Origin of the sequence: Duganella sp. BJB476, from assembly GCF_003416895.1 — a bacterium.
Classification (GTDB): domain Bacteria; phylum Pseudomonadota; class Gammaproteobacteria; order Burkholderiales; family Burkholderiaceae_D; genus Rugamonas.
In genome coordinates this window covers 50,075-67,698 of record NZ_QVIO01000012.1, presented here as the reverse complement: position 1 = coordinate 67,698, position 17,624 = coordinate 50,075, and the positions used below count along the sequence as shown (strand labels likewise).

Annotated in this window: 16 protein-coding genes; 13 read left to right on the top strand and 3 right to left on the bottom strand. The window is 66.4% G+C overall.

The features are described from left to right. Positions 1-11 precede the first annotated feature (11 nt). Both aqpZ and D0T21_RS30015 read right to left on the bottom strand, forming a co-directional pair. A complete protein-coding gene (aqpZ, locus tag D0T21_RS30020; RefSeq protein WP_116993661.1) occupies positions 12-704 on the bottom strand; it encodes an aquaporin Z in 693 nt (230 codons plus the stop codon). A 94-nt stretch (positions 705-798) separates the two neighbouring features. Next, entirely contained in the window at positions 799-2,355 is a 1,557-nt protein-coding gene (locus D0T21_RS30015) for a response regulator (RefSeq protein WP_116993660.1), read from the bottom strand. Between the two features lie 275 nt (positions 2,356-2,630). Here D0T21_RS30015 and D0T21_RS30010 point away from each other — a divergent pair, with 275 nt between their 5' ends. The 13 genes from D0T21_RS30010 to D0T21_RS29950 all read left to right on the top strand — a co-directional run bounded on the left by D0T21_RS30010 (position 2,631) and on the right by D0T21_RS29950 (position 16,679). Then, the gene (locus D0T21_RS30010) at positions 2,631-3,806 is read left to right on the top strand and encodes a methyl-accepting chemotaxis protein (protein ID WP_116993659.1); all 1,176 of its coding nucleotides are present in this window, start codon (positions 2,631-2,633) and stop codon (positions 3,804-3,806) included. Between the two features lie 33 nt (positions 3,807-3,839). Further along, complete coding sequence (locus tag D0T21_RS30005; protein ID WP_116993658.1) at positions 3,840-4,208, top strand: response regulator; 369 nt, start codon at positions 3,840-3,842, stop codon at positions 4,206-4,208. A gap of 15 nt (positions 4,209-4,223) precedes the next feature. Continuing rightward, entirely contained in the window at positions 4,224-4,532 is a 309-nt protein-coding gene (locus D0T21_RS30000) for a lipid asymmetry maintenance protein MlaB (protein ID WP_116993657.1), read from the top strand. A gap of 50 nt (positions 4,533-4,582) precedes the next feature. Beyond that, positions 4,583-6,766, top strand: coding sequence for a chemotaxis protein CheA (locus D0T21_RS29995; protein ID WP_116993686.1), 2,184 nt, complete (start codon positions 4,583-4,585; stop codon positions 6,764-6,766). A gap of 28 nt (positions 6,767-6,794) precedes the next feature. Further along, entirely contained in the window at positions 6,795-7,367 is a 573-nt protein-coding gene (locus D0T21_RS29990; protein WP_116993656.1) for a chemotaxis protein CheW, read from the top strand. Between the two features lie 13 nt (positions 7,368-7,380). Then, the gene (locus D0T21_RS29985; RefSeq protein WP_116993655.1) at positions 7,381-8,187 is read left to right on the top strand and encodes a protein-glutamate O-methyltransferase CheR; all 807 of its coding nucleotides are present in this window, start codon (positions 7,381-7,383) and stop codon (positions 8,185-8,187) included. Between the two features lie 14 nt (positions 8,188-8,201). Beyond that, entirely contained in the window at positions 8,202-8,720 is a 519-nt protein-coding gene (locus D0T21_RS29980; protein ID WP_229211699.1) for a chemotaxis protein CheD, read from the top strand. After that, positions 8,717-9,790 (top strand): chemotaxis response regulator protein-glutamate methylesterase, encoded by a 1,074-nt coding sequence (locus D0T21_RS29975; protein ID WP_116993653.1) that lies wholly within the window; start codon positions 8,717-8,719, stop codon positions 9,788-9,790. The genes D0T21_RS29980 and D0T21_RS29975 overlap by 4 nt, the downstream gene beginning before the upstream one ends. Positions 9,791-9,801: 11 nt before the next feature. After that, on the top strand, positions 9,802-11,070 hold the full coding sequence (locus D0T21_RS29970) for an EAL domain-containing protein (protein ID WP_229211698.1): 1,269 nt from the start codon (positions 9,802-9,804) through the stop codon (positions 11,068-11,070). 51 nt (positions 11,071-11,121) lie between these two features. Then, positions 11,122-12,816 carry a methyl-accepting chemotaxis protein gene (locus D0T21_RS29965; RefSeq protein WP_116993651.1) on the top strand — a complete coding sequence of 565 codons (1,695 nt, stop codon included), beginning with the start codon at positions 11,122-11,124 and terminating at the stop codon, positions 12,814-12,816. 11 nt (positions 12,817-12,827) lie between these two features. Beyond that, on the top strand, positions 12,828-13,352 hold the full coding sequence (locus tag D0T21_RS29960) for a chemotaxis protein CheW (RefSeq protein ID WP_116993650.1): 525 nt from the start codon (positions 12,828-12,830) through the stop codon (positions 13,350-13,352). 22 nt (positions 13,353-13,374) lie between these two features. Then, positions 13,375-15,075: a methyl-accepting chemotaxis protein gene (locus D0T21_RS29955; RefSeq protein WP_116993649.1), complete on the top strand. Its 1,701-nt coding sequence runs from the start codon at positions 13,375-13,377 to the stop codon at positions 15,073-15,075. A gap of 122 nt (positions 15,076-15,197) precedes the next feature. Continuing rightward, entirely contained in the window at positions 15,198-16,679 is a 1,482-nt protein-coding gene (locus D0T21_RS29950; RefSeq protein ID WP_116993648.1) for a methyl-accepting chemotaxis protein, read from the top strand. 1 nt (position 16,680) lies between these two features. Here D0T21_RS29950 and D0T21_RS29945 read toward each other — a convergent pair whose 3' ends face one another. Further along, positions 16,681-17,493, bottom strand: coding sequence for a class I SAM-dependent methyltransferase (locus tag D0T21_RS29945; protein WP_116993647.1), 813 nt, complete (start codon positions 17,491-17,493; stop codon positions 16,681-16,683). Positions 17,494-17,624 lie beyond the last annotated feature (131 nt).

Genomic DNA, 17,624 nt, shown 5'->3' with positions numbered 1-17,624 from the left:
GGCTAAACGGTTTACGCTTTTTCCGGCGAGCCGATGAAGCGGTAGATCGCCGCGCCCAGCAGCGCGCCGGCGATAGGCGCGACCCAGAACAGCCACAGCTGGCTGGTGGCCCAGTCGCCCACGTACAGCGCCACGCCGGTGCTGCGCGCCGGGTTGACCGAGGTGTTGGTGACCGGGATGCTGATCAGGTGGATCAGGGTCAGGCCCAGGCCGATCGGCAGCGGCGCGAAGCCTTTCGGTGCACGCTCGTCGGTGGCGCCCAGGATGATCAGCAGGAACATCATGGTCATCACCACTTCCGTCACCAGCGCGGCCAGCAGCGAGTAGCCGCCCGGCGAATGCGCGCCGTAGCCGTTGGAGGCGAAGCCGGCCATGACGTCGAAGCCGGGCTTGCCGCTGGCGATGGTGTACAGCACGCCGCCGGCGACGATCGCGCCCAGCACTTGCGCAACGATGTAAGGCAGCAGCTTATTGGCCGGGAAGCGGCCGCCGGCCCACAGGCCGATCGATACCGCAGGATTCAGGTGGCAGCCCGAGATGTGGCCGATGGCGTAGGCCATGGTCAGCACCGTCAGGCCGAAGGCCAGCGAGACACCCAGCAAGCCGATGCCGACACCGGGAAAAGCCGCCGCCAGCACCGCGCTGCCGCAGCCGCCGAGTACCAGCCAAAACGTTCCAAAAAATTCCGCGCTGTATTGTTTCATATTATTCCTCATAGCTTGATAGTCAGATTTGCATAATATCCATGCAACGTTGGCAATCTAACCGGGAAGCGCGCAAATGTCGAGTGCAGAGTTTTCAAGCGGATGGCAGGCGCAGCAGCAGGCGGGTGCGGGCGCTGTCGTCCTGGGCCGCCAAGGTGCCGCCCTGCGCCTGCGCCAGCAGGCGCGCCGCGTACATCGGCAGCGTCGCCTCGTCGGCCGGCCGTTCGGCCTGTCCTTGCAGGCAGGCGCGCTGCGCGGCCGGCAGCACGCCGGCGTATTCGACCGTCAGCGCCCATTGCCCGTTTTCCAGCGAGGTCCCCAGCACGATCGAGGTGCCGGCCGGCGTGTGCGCCGCCGCGTTCAGCAGCAGATGCTCGAACAGCATGTGGCACAGCGCCGGGTCGGCCAGCAGCGTAGCGGGTAGCGCAGGCAGCATCACCGGGTGGCTGGCGGCGATGGCGGCCGCCGCGCGTTCCAGCAGCGGGTTCAGCGCCACCGGCGCGGCCTGCGGCTGGCAGGCGCCCTGTTCGATACGGCACAGTTCCAGCGATAGCCCGGCCAGCCGCAGCGCGCGGCGCGCGGCCTGGTCCAGCGCGTCCAGCTGGGCGCGCAGCGCCGGCGTGGCCGCCAGCGCCGGCTCGGCCATCAGCTGCGCGCTGGCGGCCAGTACTTCGGCCAGCGGCGTGGCCAGGTCGTAGCGGCTCAGGCGTTCGACTTCCTCGCGCAGGTGGGCGTTGTCGGCCACGGCGGAATTCTGCCGCCGCAGCTCGGCCATGGTGCCGGCCAGGCGCAGGTGGGTGCGCAGGCGCGCCTTCAGGATGGCCGGATCGACCGGCTTGGTGACGTAGTCCACCGCGCCCAGTTCGAGGCCGCCGATGATGTCTTCCGCCTGGTCCTTGGCCGACAAGAAAATCACCGGGATGTCGGCGGTGGCGGGATCGGCCTTGAGCCGGCGGCACACTTCGAAGCCGTCCATGTCCGGCATCATCACGTCGAGCAGGATGATGTCGGGCCGGTGCACTGGGATGATCTCCAGCGCCTTCTTGCCGGAGATCGCCACCTTCACGCCGTAGCCGTCCTCGGCCAGCATGCCGGCGATCACCTTGATGTTGGTGGCGATGTCGTCCACCACCAGCACGGTGGCCTCGCGCAGCCGTTCCTCCAGCGGGCGCTCCATGCCGATCAGCGGCGCCGGCGCCGGCGCGGCGGCGGGCAGGGCGGCGCGGCGCACCGCTGCACGGCGGTCGGCGGCGTCGCCGCGCGACTGGAACATCGCCTGCAGCTTGCTGTGGAAGGTGGCCAGCGTGAACGGCTTGATCAGGCAATCGGTCACGCCGGCCTGGGCCGCCGCGCGCAAGCCGTCGCGGTTGGCCTCGCTCGGCAGCAGCATGAACGGCAGTTCGATGTCGGAAAGATTGCTGCGCACCCATTGCAGCAACTGCAGTCCGTTCATGCCCGGCATGTCGAGATCGGAAATGACGGCGGCGATCGGCCGCTCGGCCAGGATGCGGCAGGCCTCCTCGCCGCTGCCGGCCAGGTAGACGTTGACGAAGCCCAGGTCGGCCAGGATGCCTTTGACCACGGAGCGCATCTGCTGGTTGTCGTCCACCACCAGCAACGGCAGCGATCGGTCGATATTCAAGGCGGGCATAGGCAGGTTCCAGCATGATAGTAAATCGCCCGGCGGATGGTGCTGCGGCGGGCGGTTGCGCGGGTGCAACAGGTGCGCGGGTAGCGGGCGCATAGGCCCACATCTTAACGTTAAATTATTTCTCTTCGGAAGCAATTTAAAGCGCTGTCGTGTAAAACAACCGATACAATTGAATTGCCACCTACATTGTGGCGCAGGCTTAGTTTCTGAGATACAGTTGGACTCACGGCATCCACCGAATGAGGTGCCGAGAGACTACAGCGGGGTGGCGTCCAGTGAAGAACACTAGCGGCTTCGATAGTAAAATTCTGCTCCCCTTCGGCCTGGCCGGCGGGGGCGCCCTGGGGACGATGTTGGCGGGTTGGAGTGCCTGGGGTTGGTACACCGTTCTATGGTCGGCGCTGCTGCTGGCGGCCGCGGCATGGAGCGTGCGCGGCGCGGCCGCGTCGGCGCTCGGCGGCGGCGAGCGCGCCATGATCGAGGACTACCTCGACGCCCGCGAACGCTTCGGCGACGCCGTGCTGCCGATCTGGTGTCGCCACATCGAAAACTCCCGCACCCAAATGGAAGAGGCCGTGGCCGACCTGGCCGGGCGCTTCTCCAGCATCGTCGACAAGCTCGACGACGCGGTCCACGTCTCCAGCCACGACAGCGGCAAAGGCGGCAAGGGCGACGGCAGCTCGATGACCGAAATCTTCAGCCGCAGCGAAACCCAGCTCGGCTCGGTGGTGACGTCGATGAAATCGGCGATGTCGTCCAAGCACGCCATGCTGGCCAAGATCAAGGACCTGGAACGCTTCACCCGCGAACTGCGCGACATGGCCGAAGGCGTGGCCAGCATCGCCGCGCAAACCAATCTGCTGGCGCTGAACGCCGCCATCGAAGCGGCGCGCGCCGGCCCGGCCGGGCGCGGCTTCGCGGTGGTGGCGCAGGAAGTGCGCAACCTGTCGAGCCGTTCGGCCGAAACCGGCCGCAACATCTCCAACCGCGTCGGCCTGATCAGCAGCGCCATCCTGGCCGCCAGCCAGGCGGCCGAGCAGTCGAGCGAGCAGGAAGACAAGTCGATGCAGTCGGCCGAAGGCATGATCGAATCGGTGCTGGGCGACTTCCGCAAGATGACTGACGCGCTGGTGCAGTCGGCAGACAAGCTCAAGCAGGACAGCATCGGCATTCAGGGCGAAGTGGGTGAGGCCCTGGTGCAGCTGCAGTTCCAGGACCGGGTCAGCCAGGTGATGGCTCACGTGCGCGAGAACATGGAACTGCTGCCGGCGCTGCTGCGCGAGAACCGCGACCGTTACGTCGCCGACCAGGTGCTGGAAGCGCTGGACGGCCAGCGGCTGCTGCACGAGCTGCAAAAGACCTACGCCATGGCGGAAGAACACGCGGTGCACGGCGGTTCCAGCCACGCCGCGCCGGCCGCCGCGGCTGCCGACGAGATCACCTTTTTCTGACGTTTTTTCTGATGATTAACCGAGGTAGAGAACATGGCTAAAACCATCATGGTGGTCGACGATTCGGCCTCCCTGCGTCAAGTGGTCGGCATCGCGCTCAAGGGCGCGGGCTACGATGTCATCGAAGGACGCGACGGCGTCGATGCGCTGTCCAAATGCACCGGCCAGAAAATCCATCTGGTGGTGTGCGACGTCAACATGCCGAATATGGACGGCATCACCTTCGTGCGCGAGTTCAAGCAGCTGCCCCTGTACAAGTTCACGCCGGTGATCATGCTGACCACCGAGTCGCAGGAGAGCAAGAAGGAAGAGGGCAAGGCGGCCGGCGCCAAGGCCTGGGTGGTCAAGCCGTTCAAGCCGGAAGTGCTGCTCGGCGCCGTTGCCAAACTCGTCATGCCATAACCCACGGAGGACGCCATGTCCGATGAATCAGGAGTAGCCGTCGCCCGCATCGCCATCGAAGGCGAGATGACGATCTACCGCGCCGCCGACCTCAAGGCGACGGTGCTGGACGCCTTGCGCAAGACGCAGGTGCTGGAGATCGACCTGTCCGGCATCACCGAGCTCGACACGGCCGGCCTGCAAGTGCTGATGCTGGCCAAGCAGACCGCCAACGCCCACCAGCGCGAACTGCGCCTGGTCAAGCACAGCCCGGCGGTGGTGGAAATCCTGGAAATGCTGGACCTGGGCGCCTTCTTCGGCGACGCCCTGCTGATACATACCTGACCCGATCCCCGCTCTATCCATCTGCGTATTTTTGTTCCGAGGGCATGACCATGAACCTGGACGAAGCACTACAGACATTCATCACCGAAAGCCGCGAGCTGCTGGAAGACATGGAGAACGCGCTGCTCAACGTCGACATCGCCGGCGACCAGGGCGAGGCGATCAACGCCATCTTCCGAGCGGCGCACACCATCAAGGGTTCGGCCGGGCTGTTCAGCCTGGACCACATCGTCGCCTTCACCCACGTGGTCGAGAGCCTGCTGGACGAAGTGCGCGACGGCCGCGTGACGCTCAACGATGAAATGATCGTGCTGCTGCTGTCCTGTTGCGACTACCTGTCCGGCATGACCGACGCGCTGGCCGCCGGCCAGCTGGAAGCCGACCCCGACACCGCGCCGGAAGGCGAGATGCTGCTGCAACAGCTGCGCCGCCACATGGCCGGCGGCGCCGCCGAGGCCCACGCCGAGCAGGCGGAAGCGCCATTGGCGGTGCACGCCGAGCCGGGCGTCGAGCGCATCGACCAGCAGCGCGGCGACAGCGACTACTGGCACATCTCGCTGCGCTTCGGCCGCGGCGTGCTGCAGAACGGCATGGACCCGATCGCCTTCCTGCGCTACCTGGCCAAGCTGGGCAAGATCGTCGGCATCGCCACCGTGCCGGACGCGCTGCCGACCGCCGACGACATGGACGCCGAGTTGTGCTACCTGGGCTTCGAGATCGCCTTCGACAGCACGGCCGACCGCGAAGCCATCGCCGGCGTGTTCGAGTTCGTGCAGGACGACTGCGAGATCCGCATCATTCCGCCGCACAGCAAGGTGTCGCACTACGTCGACCTGATCCGCGCCTTGCCGGAGCAGGCCGCGCGGCTGGGCGAGATCCTGGTGCGCTGTGGCAGCGTCACCTCGCACGAGCTGGAGGGCGCGCTGCACCAGCAGTCCCATCCCGCCAATTCGTTGGACGAGGTCACGCCGCAGCAGCTGGGCAGCATCCTGGTCGGCGCCGGCAGTGTGCCGCCGGTGGTGGTGGAGGCCGCGCTGGCCAAGCAAAAGCAGGTCAGCGAGCAGAAGGCGCAGGAAAGCCGTTCGATCCGCGTCGATTCCGACAAGCTCGACCGCCTGATCGACCTGGTGGGCGAACTGATCATCGCCGGCGCGCGCGCCAACATGATAGGCCAGCACATCCAGAACACCGAGCTGCAGGAATGCACCTCGACCTTGTCCGGCCTGGTGGAGGAGGTGCGCGACGCCGCGCTGGAACTGCGCATGGTCAAGATCGGCGCCACCTTCAACCGCTTCCAGCGCGTGGTGCACGACGTCGCGCGCGAGCTGGGCAAGGACATCGGCCTGATCGTCGACGGCGAGGATTCGGAACTGGACAAGACCGTGGTGGAGAAGATCGGCGATCCGCTGATGCACCTGGTGCGCAACGCCATGGATCACGGCATCGAGCCGGGCGACGTGCGGGTGGCCAACGGCAAGCCGGCCAAGGGCATGATCAAGCTCAACGCCTTCCATGAATCGGGCAGCATCGTCATCGAGGTCAGCGACGACGGCGGCGGCCTGCGCAAGGAGAAGATCCTGGCCAAGGCCGTCGAGCGCGGCCTGGTGGACGCCGACCGCAAGCTGACCGACAGCGAAATCTACAACCTGATCTTCGAGGCCGGTTTCTCGACGGCGGAAAAAATCACCAACCTGTCCGGGCGCGGGGTCGGCATGGACGTGGTCAAGCGCAACATCACGGCGCTGCGCGGCAGCGTCGACGTCTCCAGCAAGGAGGGCGCCGGCACCACCGTCACGGTGCGCCTGCCGCTGACCCTGGCGATCATCGACGGCTTCCTGGTGCAGGTGGGCGGCTCGGTGTTCGTGATCCCGCTCGACATGATCGAGGAGTGCATCGAGTACGCCACCGAGCCGGGCCAGGACTACTGCAACCTGCGCGGCCAGGTGCTGCCGTTCGTGCGGCTGCGCGAGCTGTTCCGCATCGGCGGCGCCTCGACGCGGCGCGAGAGCATCGTCGTGCTCAAGCTGGGCAACCACCGCGCCGGGCTGGTGGTCGACACCCTGCTGGGCGAATTCCAGACCGTCATCAAGCCGCTCAGCCCGATGTTCAGCGAAGTCAAATGCATCAGCGGCTCCACCATCCTGGGCAGCGGCGAAGTGGCGCTGATCCTGGATGTGTCGGCGCTGATGCACACCGTCAGCGGCAAGGGCGCCGCCGTGGCGCTGGCGGCTTAGTCGAGCGCCCAATTGTGAAGAGGATGAAATGAATACAGCAGCGAACGAAGCAGTAGTCAACAAGGTGGTCACCTACGGCAGCAGTGCCATCGTCGCGCTGCAAAGCGGCGCCGCCCTGCCCAGCCAGTTCCTGACCTTCATGCTGGGCGAGGACCCGTACGCGGTCGGCATCCTGCACATCAAGGAGATCATCGAGTACGGCGCACTGGCAGCGGTGCCGATGATGCCGCCCTGTGTGCGCGGCGTGATCAACCTGCGCGGCGCGGTGGTGCCGGTGATGGACCTGTCGGCGCGCTTCGACCGCGGCCCCAGCGTGATCGGCAAGCGCAGCTGCATCGTCATCGTCGAAGTCGACGGCGGCGCCGGCGACAGCAAGCAGGTGCTGGGCATGCTGGTAGACGCCGTCAACGCGGTGGTGGAGATCGCCGCCGGCGACATCGAGCCGGCGCCGTCCTTCGGCACCCGCATCCGTCCCGACTTCATCGCCGGCATCGGCAAGTACAACGGCAAGTTCGTGATCCTGCTCGACATCGAGCATGTGCTGTCGAATGAGGAAATTGTCGAAATGGCGCGTGGCACCGTCGCCATGCATCACTGCTGAACCGGCGGACGCCATGCCAGCTGTCACCATCACCGAGCGCGAGTTTTCCCAGTTCCAGCGTTTCATCTACGAGGCGGCGGGGATCTGCATGGCCAACGGCAAGCAGGCGCTGGTCAGCGGGCGCCTGGCCAAGCGGCTGGCGCACTACCAGCTGGAGACTTACGGCGACTACCTGCGCCTGCTCGAGAGCCGCGCCCAGCCGGCCGAGCTGCAGGTGGCGGTCGACCTGCTGACCACCAACGAGACCTATTTCTTCCGCGAGCCCAAGCACTTCGCGCTGCTGCGCGAGCTGGCGCTGGAGGCGCGCGACAAGCGCCAGACGCCGCGCATCTGGAGCGCCGCCAGCTCCAGCGGCGAGGAAGCCTACAGCATCGCCATGGTGCTGGCCGACGTGCTCGACGAGGGACCGTGGGAAGTGCTGGGCACCGACATCAGCACCCGCGTGCTGGAGCGCGCGCGCTGCGGCCACTACCCGATGGAGCGCGCCAGCCAGATGCCGCCGGCCTACCTGAAGCGCTTCTGCCTCAAGGGCCAGGGCAGCGAGACCGGCACCCTGCTGGTTGAACGCGCGCTGCGCCAGCGGGTGCAGTTCCGCCACCTGAACCTGAACGAGCCGCTGCCCAAGCTGGGCAGCTTCGACGTGATCTTCCTGCGCAACGTGATGATCTACTTCAACCTGGCCACCAAGCGCCAGGTGGTGTCACGCCTGCTGGCGCAGCTGCGGCCGGGCGGCTACTTCCTGATCGGCCACTCGGAAACGCTGAACGATATCAACGACACCCTGGTGGCGGTGGCGCCTTCGATCTACCGCAAGCCATGATCGTGACGTTGACCATGCCCGATTCCAAGCTCATCGATATCTTCCTGATGCCCGGCGATTACTTCGTCGGCGATGAGCGTTACCGGGTGCGCACGCTGCTGGGGTCCTGCGTGTCGGTCACGCTGTGGCATCCGGCGCTGCGCATCGGCGCCATGTCGCACTTCCTGTTGCCGGGCACCGGCCGCAAGAAAAGCCACGACAAGCCGGGAATCTACGGCGCCGACGCCATGGACCTGCTGTTGCGCGGCATGGCGCGCCACGGCGTGCCGCTGATCCAGTGCCAGGGCAAGATCTTCGGCGGCGCCGCCATGTTTCCGCGCAGCGTCAAGGTGCGCGACATCGGCATGCAGAACGGCGACTATGCCCGCACGCTGCTGCAGCAGCATGGCATACGCGTGGTGTCCGAAAGCCTGTTCGGCGAAGGACACCGTCAATTGATCTTCACCATCCGCAGCGGCGAGGTGTTGAGCCGCCAGGTGCCGCCGGAAGCGATAGCGGGCGGCACGGCGGGGCCGGACAAGGAGAAGGCATGAGCGCAATCAACGTCATGATCGTGGATGACTCGGCCGTGGTGCGGCAGGTGCTGAGCAGCCTGCTGAACGCGGCGCCCGGCATCATGGTCGGCCACGCGGTGGCCAATCCGCTGCTGGCGATGGAGCGCATGAAGGTGCAGTGGCCGGACGTGATCGTGCTCGACGTCGAGATGCCCAAGATGGACGGCATCACCTTCCTGCGCAAGATCATGAGCGAGCGGCCGACGCCGGTGGTGATCTGTTCGACGCTGACCGAGAAGGGCGCGCAGACCTCGGTCGAGGCGCTGTCGGCCGGCGCGGTGGCCATCATCACCAAGCCGCGGCTGGACCTCAAGCAGTTCCTGCACGATTCGGCCGACGAGCTGGTGTCGGCGGTGCGGGCGGCGGCCGGCGCCCGCGTCGGCAAGCTGGTCAACCGTCCGGCGCCGCCCCCGGTGACGGCCAAGCTGAACGCGGACGCGGTGCTGCCGCCGGCCGATCACCGGCCGATGACCACCACCACCGAGCGCGTGGTGGCGATCGGCACCTCGACCGGCGGCACCCAGGCGCTGGAGGAGGTGCTGACCTCGCTGCCACGGGTCTCGCCCGGCATCGTGGTGGTGCAGCACATGCCGGAGAAATTCACCGCCGCCTTTGCCGCCCGCCTCGACAGCGTGTGCCAGGTGCGCGTCAAGGAGGCGGCCAACAACGACCGCGTGCTGCAAGGCCTGGTGCTGATCGCGCCGGGCGGCAAGCACATGCTGCTGCGCCGCACCGGCGCCCAGTATTTCGTCGAGGTGGTGGACGGCCCGCTGGTCAACCGCCACCGGCCGTCGGTGGACGTGCTGTTCCGTTCCGCCGCGCGCGCGGCCGGCGCCAACGCGCTGGGCGTGATCATGACCGGCATGGGCGACGACGGCGCCGCCGGCATGCTGGAGATGCACAAGGCCGGCGCCCGCACCGTGGCGCAGGACGAGGCCAGCTGCGTGGTGTATGGCATGCCCAAGGAAGCGGTCAAGCGCGGCGGGGTCGAGAAGTCGCTGCCGCTGAACGCGATCTACCGCGAAATCTTGCAACAGCTGTCCTACTGATGGCCGCCATCATGCCCACACTCTCCTTCGCCGACAGCCTGACCGCGACGCCCCGCGCCTGGACCGGCCAGCGGGTGCTGGTGGTGGAGGACAGCCTGGTGCAGCGCGGCTACCTGGCCGGCCTGCTGCGCCAGCTTCAATTCGGCGAAGTGCTGGAGGCGGCCGACGGCAACGAAGCCTTGCAGCTGCTGGAGCGCCAGGGCGGCGAGGCGATCTTCCTGGTGCTGACCGACCTGGAAATGCCGGGCATGGACGGCATCGAGCTGACCTGCCAGCTGCGCGACCGGCAGCTGGCGCAAAACCTGATCGTGGTCAGCGCGCGCGATCCGCGCCTGCTGGAGATCATCGAGAGCATGAACTTCGACGACGCCTGCATGGACCTGCTGGGCACGCTGCTCAAGCCGGTGCAGCTGGACGCGCTGGCGATGCTGCTCGACCGCGCCGGCAAGAAGGCGGTGCCCCGGCCGGCCTGCGCGCAGCCGGACCTGCCCACTGCGGACGACCTGGCGCAAGCGGTGGAACGCCAGGAATTCCTGCCCTACTTCCAGCCCAAGGTGACCATCCAGAACGGCCACCTGAAAGGCCTGGAAGCGCTGGCGCGCTGGCAGCACCCGAGCCGCGGGCTGCTGGCGCCGGCGCACTTCATCGACGCCATGGAGGGCACGCCGCTGATGGCGGAGTTCACGCTGAGCATGGTGCGCCAGGTGCTGGACCGGCTGCTGGAGTGGACCCAGAACGGCCTGCCGACGTTGACGGTGTCGATCAACCTGTCGGCCGACAACCTGGCCGAACGCGCCTTCATCGACCGCCTGATGGCGCTGGTGATGGCCTCCGGCGTACCGCCGTCGGCGCTGGTGTGGGAGGTGACCGAGACCAGCGTGATGCGCCAGCTGTCGCAGGCGCTGACCAATATGGGGCGCTTGCGGCTGATGGGCTTCGGCCTGGCGATGGACGATTTCGGCATCGGCTATTCGTCGATGCAGCAGTTCGCGCGCTGCCCCTTCACCGAGCTGAAGATCGACCGCGCCTTCGTCCACGGCGCCTCGCAATGGCCGAACCGCCATGTGGTGCTGAAAAGCGCGCTGGACCTGGGCCAGAGCCTGGGCGTGGCCACCGTGGCCGAGGGTGTGGAAACGCTGGCGGACTGGAAGCTGCTGCGCGAACTGGGCTGCGACATGGCGCAGGGCTACCTGCTGGCCAAGCCGATGCCGGCCGAAGAACTGGTGACCTGGATCAGGCAGGACCGGCGCCGCTTGCGCGCGCTGGCGGAACAACCGTAGTCCAGTAGTTAAAAATAAAATCCGATCGGTGTCATCTCTGGGGGTATCACTATGTTGTCAACATTAACGGTCCGGGCCAAGATCCTCATCCTGCTGGCGGTGGCGGTGCTTGCGCTGGTGGTGGTGGTGCTGATCGCCTTCGCGGGCCTGAAGCAGGAAGGCGCGATGCTCGTGCAGATCGGCAAGAACCGCATGCCTTCGGTGCAGGCGCTGTTGCAGATCAGCGAGGGTCAGACGGCGCTGCGCTCGGCCAGCCGCTCCATCGATACGACGGCGGCCTTCCCGGAGGAGGCGAACGAAGTCGCGCATGAAATCAAGCGCAAGCAGGAGATCTGGGCCAACATCGACAAGGCCTGGAAGACCTACGACGCGCTGCCGCAGGAAACCGAGGAAGCGGCGGTGTGGAAGACCTTTGTCAAGCAGTGGGAGATCTGGAAGGCGCGCGATGTCCTCATCAACGAGCTGGCCGCCCAGATCGTGCGGGCCGACCCCGCCAAGCGCAAGGAACTGTTCATCACCGTGCACAAGACCTTGCAGGAAAACCGCCCCGCCTTCCATGACGCCGAGGAGAGCCTGAACAAGCTGGTGGCGCTCAACATCGGCTACGGCGAAGGCGATGTCAAGGATGCCGACGAAGCGTCCGCCCATTCGCTCAGCCTGATGTACACGGCCTCCGGCGTGGCGCTGGCGTTGCTGGTGGCGCTGGGCCTGTTGATCCTGAACGGCATCATGAAGCAGCTGGGCGGCGATCCGTCCTACGCGGCCGAGATCGTGCGCCTGGTGGCGGACGGCGACCTCAGCGCGGACGTCGCGCTGAAGAACGGCGACACCACCAGCCTGCTGGCGGCGATGAAGGGCATGATCGAAAAACTGTCGCATGTGGTGCAGGAGGTGAACAACGGCGCCGAGTCGCTGGCCAGCGCCTCCGAAGAAGTCAGCGCGACCGCGCAATCGCTGTCGCAGGCGGCCAGCGAGCAGGCCGCCGGCACGGAGGAAACCAGCGCCTCGGTGGAGCAGATGACGGCGTCGATTTCGCAGAACACGGAAAACGCCAAGGTCACCGACGGCATCGCCAGCAAGGCGGCGCTGGAGGCGGCCGAGGGCGGCGAGGCGGTCGAATCGACGGTGGCGGCGATGCGCCAGATCGCGAAAAAAATCGGCATTATCGACGACATCGCTTACCAGACCAACCTGCTGGCGCTGAACGCGGCGATCGAGGCGGCGCGCGCCGGCGAACACGGCAAGGGCTTCGCGGTGGTGGCGGCCGAGGTGCGCAAGCTGGCCGAGCGCAGCCAGGTGGCGGCGCAGGAAATCGAGCAGGTGGCGACCAGCAGCGTGCAGCTGGCGGAAAAAGCCGGCCGCCTGCTGAGCGAAATGGTGCCCAACATCCGCCGCACCTCCAACCTGGTGCAGGAGATCACGGCGGCGTCGGAGGAACAGTCGGCCGGGGTCGGCCAGATCAACTCGGCGGTCACGCAGCTGAGCCAGACCACCCAGCAGAACGCCTCCAGTTCCGAAGAGCTGGCCGCCACCGCCGAAGAGATGAGCGGCCAGGCCGAACAGCTGCAACAGACCATGTCCTTCTTCAAGCTGGCCGGCGCGTCGCGGCCGATCCGCACGGTGGTGACGGCGCGCCAGCCGGGCAAGCCGGGCAAGCCGAAGCCGCGTCCGGCCGGCGGCATGGCCGGCAACCGCCGCATGGCGGAAATGCAGGAACCGGACGAATCGCATTTTGTTAAATTCTGAGCGAGGCAGCGATGAATACTCTGACAGTATCCGAAACCAGGCAACTGGCCGCCGGCGGCCCCGCGCAATACCTCAGTTTCATGCTGGGCCAGGACATGTTCGCGATCGGCATCCTGGCGGTGCGCGAGATTCTTGAGTATGCCGGCGTGACGCCGGTGCCGCAGATGCCGGCCTGTATCAGCGGCGTGATCAACCTGCGCGGCACCGCCGTGCCGGTGCTGGACCTGGCGCGCCGGCTGGAGCGCGAGCCGTCGCCGATCGGCAAGCGCACCTGCATCATCGTGGTCGAAGTCGACAGCGACGAGGGCGCCTTCGTGATCGGCATCCTGGTCGACGCCGTCAATGCGGTGCTCGACATTCCGCCGGCCGACGTCGAGCCGGCGCCCAGCTTCGGCGCCCAGGTGCGCGCCGAAATGCTGCAGGGGATAGGCAAGGTGCAGGGACGCTTCGTGCTGCTGCTGAACGTGCAGCACGTGGTGGCGGCCAGCGAGCTGGCCGCACTGGCTTCGGGCGGCGCGCTGCCGCTGACTTCTTAACGCATACAACCGGGAGTTGCATATGTTTTCCACGATAACAGTCAGGACCAAGATCCTGACGCTGATCGCTGTCGCCGTGCTGGCGCTGTTGCTGGTGATGCTGATTGCCTTCCAGGGCTTGCAAAAAGAAAGCGCCATGTTGTCGGAGATCGGCAAGAACCGCCTGCCGTCGGTGCAGGCGCTGATGACCATCAACGAAGGCAAGACCGCGATCCGTTCGGCCAATCGCGGCGCCGACGTGGTCGCGATGACGCCGGAGGACACGACGGAAATCTCCCAGCAGATCAAGCGCCGCGAGGTGGTCTTCGCCGACATCGACAAGGCCTGGAAGATTTACGACGCCTTGCCGCAGAGCAGCGAGGAGGCGGCGCTGTGGAAGATCTTCGTCAAGCAGTGGGATGGCTGGAAACAGAAGGACGCGCAGTTCGGCGAACAGCTGAAGCAAATCCACGACGCCGATACGGCCAAGCGCAAGGAGTTGTTCCTGGTGCTGCACCGCACGCTGGTCGATAACCGGCCGGCCTTCCGCGAGGTCGAGGAGAGCCTGGACAAACTGGTGGCGATGAACGTCAAATACGGCGCCGACGCCGTGACCGAGGCCGACGCGGCGTCGGCCAGCGCGTCGCGCAGCATGTACGTGGCTTCCGGCGTGGCGCTGGCGCTGCTGGTGGCGCTGGGCATGCTGATCCTGAGCGGCATCCTCAAGCAGCTGGGCGGCGACCCGGGCTATGCGGCCGAGATCGTGCGCCAGGTGGCCGACGGCGACCTGAGCGCCGAGGTCGCGCTCAAGCCCGGCGACACCACCAGCCTGCTGGCGGCGATGAAGGGCATGATCGACAAGCTGTCGCAGGTGGTGCAGGAAGTGAACAACGGCGCCGAGTCGCTGGCCAGCGCCTCCGAGGAAGTGAGCGCGACGGCGCAATCGCTGTCGCAGGCGGCCAGCGAGCAGGCCGCCGGTACCGAAGAAACCAGCGCCTCGGTGGAGCAGATGACGGCGTCGATTTCGCAGAACACGGAAAACGCCAAGGTCACCGACAGCATCGCCAGCAAGGCGGCAGTGGAGGCGGCCGAGGGCGGCGAGGCGGTCAAGTCGACGGTGGCGGCGATGCAGCAGATCGCCAAGAAGATCAGCATCATCGACGACATCGCTTATCAAACCAATCTGCTGGCGCTGAACGCGGCGATCGAGGCGGCGCGCGCCGGCGAACACGGCAAGGGCTTCGCGGTGGTGGCGGCCGAGGTGCGCAAGCTGGCCGAGCGCAGCCAGGTGGCGGCGCAGGAAATCGAACAGGTGGCGTCGAGCAGCGTGCAATTGGCGGAAAAGGCCGGCAACCTGCTCGATGCGATGGTGCCGAATATCCGCCGCACTTCCGACCTGGTGCAGGAGATCACGGCGGCGTCGGAGGAGCAGTCGGCCGGGGTCGGCCAGATCAACTCGGCCGTCACGCAGCTGAGCCAGACCACCCAGCAGAACGCCTCCAGTTCCGAGGAGCTGGCCGCCACCGCCGAGGAGATGAGCGGCCAGGCCGAACAGCTGCAGCAGACCATGTCCTTCTTCAAGCTGGCCGGCGCCTCGCGGCCGATCCGCACGGTGGTGGCGCCCAGGCCCGCCAAGCCGCGCAAGCCGCAGGGCCGGTCGGGCGCCAACCCCGCCGGCGTGACCAGCAGCCGCACCATGACGGAGATGAGCGAACCCGACGAATCGCATTTCGTTAAATTCTGAACCTTGGGCGCGGGCCGCTAGCGACGTGGGGTGTACGCCACAAGTGAGTATTGGTGAGAATTGCGGCGGTGGATTGGTTCACAATGACTCGTGCCCCACCCCGCCGATTGGAGAATTCCCTCATGTTCAAGCAGATGAAAATGGAAACCCGGCTGCATGCCGGCTTTGGCGGCATCGTGCTGCTGGTGATCTTGCTGGGGGTGGTAGCCTTCGCCAAGCTGAGCTCGCTGCATGAACACTGGAGCGACTTCGAGGCCATCACCCTGGTGCGCAAGAACGCCGTGCTGGAAGGCGTTACCGCCCATGGCCAGGCAGTCCATCATTTTAAGAACTACATCCTGCGCGGCGGCGAAAACAACAGCAAATTCCGCGCCGACCTGGCGGTCATCGACAAGGAGATGACCGACTACAAGGCCGCGGGTAGCGTGACTCCGGAGGAGCAAGCCCTGCTCGCCGAAATTTCGACCGCCACCCGCAGCTACGGCGAGAGCATGATCCAGCTGGAGGCGATGCACGACAAAGGCATGACGCCGCAGGAGATGGACAAGGCCATCAAGGGCGCCGACGAGGCCATCTCCTCCGCTTTCCGCAAGCTGCTCAAAGTCAACGACAGCGAAACCAAGGGCGAATCGGCCGCCATGACGGAAGTGACCGACTCCGCCAAGAAACTGATACTGGGTATCGACATTGTGATCGCCGTGCTCGGTTGCGTGCTGGCGGTGTGGCTGGCGCGCAGCCTGTCGGGCATCGTGCGCGAAGTGCAGGCGGTGGTGGGCAGCCTGGCCGGTGCCTCCGAGGAAGTCAGCTCGACCGCGCAATCGCTGTCGCAGGCGGCCAGCGAGCAGGCCGCGGGCGTGGAAGAGACCAGCGCCTCGATCGAGCAGATGACGGCGTCGATCGCGCAGAATACGGAAAACGCCAAGGTCACCGACGGCATCGCCACCCAGGCGGCGGTGGATGCGGCGCGCGGCGCCGAAGTGGTCAAGGCCACGGCGGCGGCGATGAAGCAGATCGCCAGCAAGATCGGCATCATCGACGACATCGCCTATCAAACCAATTTGCTGGCGCTGAACGCGGCGATCGAGGCGGCGCGCGCACACGAACACGGCAAGGGCTTCGCGGTGGTGGCGGCCGAGGTGCGCAAGCTGGCCGAGCGCAGCCAGGTGGCGGCGCAGGAAATCAGCAAGGTGGCGTCGGACAGCGTGGAGCTGGCCGAGCAGGCCGGCCATATGTTCGATGCGCTGGTGCCGAACATCCGCAAGACGTCGGACCTGGTGCAGGAGATTTCGGCGGCGTCGGAAGAGCAGAGCTCCGGCGTGCGGCAGATTAACAGCGCGGTGGGTCAGCTCAGCCAGACCACCCAGGTCAACGCGGCCAGCTCGGAAGAACTGGCGGCGACGTCGGAAGAGATGAGCGCGCAGGCCGAGCAACTGACCCGGCTGATGGCGGTGTTCAAGCAGTATGCGGCCGAGGAAGCGCCGCGCGCCGGATCGGCGCGCCGGCCGGTGGTGCTGAAGACGGGCGCCAAGCTTGCGCGCCCGGCGCGCAAGCTCGACCTCGTCGCCGACGGCGCGCCCGACGAGAACAAGTTCACGCGCTTTTAGACTACGGCTTGACGAACTTCAGCGTCATGCGGTCGCTCTCGCCGATGGCCTTGTACATGGCGCGGTCCTCGTCCTTGTTGGCGTAGGTCGGCGGCAGCGCCCAGACGCCGCCTTTGTGCTCGGCGTTGTCCTTGGCATTGGCGTTGACTTCCGACTTGTCCGCCAGCTTGAAGCCTGCCGCCTCGGCCAGGCCGATCACATACTTCTCGTGCATATAGCCGCTGCTGGCATCCTTGTCCTGCACCTTCGAGACCGGCAGGCGGTGCTCGACCACGCCGAACACGCCGCCTTTCTTCAGGCTGGTGTAGACGCTGCCGAACAGCGTCTTCAGGTTGTCCGGGCCGTCTTCCATCCAGTTGTGGACGTTGCGGAAGGTAAGCACCATGTCGACGCTGCCGGCCGGCGCGAACTCATACTTGCGCGGCGATGAGAACACGCCCAGCGCCACCTTGTTGTACACCTCCGGCTTGGTGTTCAGGCGCGCGATGAAACGCTCGGCGGCCTTGCGCTCGTTGGCGTCGGGCGCGGCCAGGTCGTTGCCGGCGGCGATCAGCTTGCCGTGGTCGCGCAGGTAGGGCGCCAGGATCTCGGTGTACCAGCCGCCGCCTGGCGACAGCTCGACCACCGTCATGGTCGGCTTGATGCCGAAGAAGTTCAGCGTTTCATACGGATGGCGGTAGACGTCGCGCTCGACGTTGGCCGGCGTGCGCGACGGCGCGGCGATGGCGGCCTTCAGCGCGGCATCTTCGGCGGCGATGGCGCCGCCTGCGATCAACATGGTGGTGGCCAGGACGGCAAGTACGGTTCGTTTCATGCGAAGTCTCCTGAGGATTCGTTGGTGGTGGCGATGCGCAGCCGCTCGCCCTGCGCGATCATGGTGCAGGCTTGTCTGAAGGTCAAGCGAATTGGGACGGCGCTCCGCCCAACCGTGACGGCCGCCCCGGC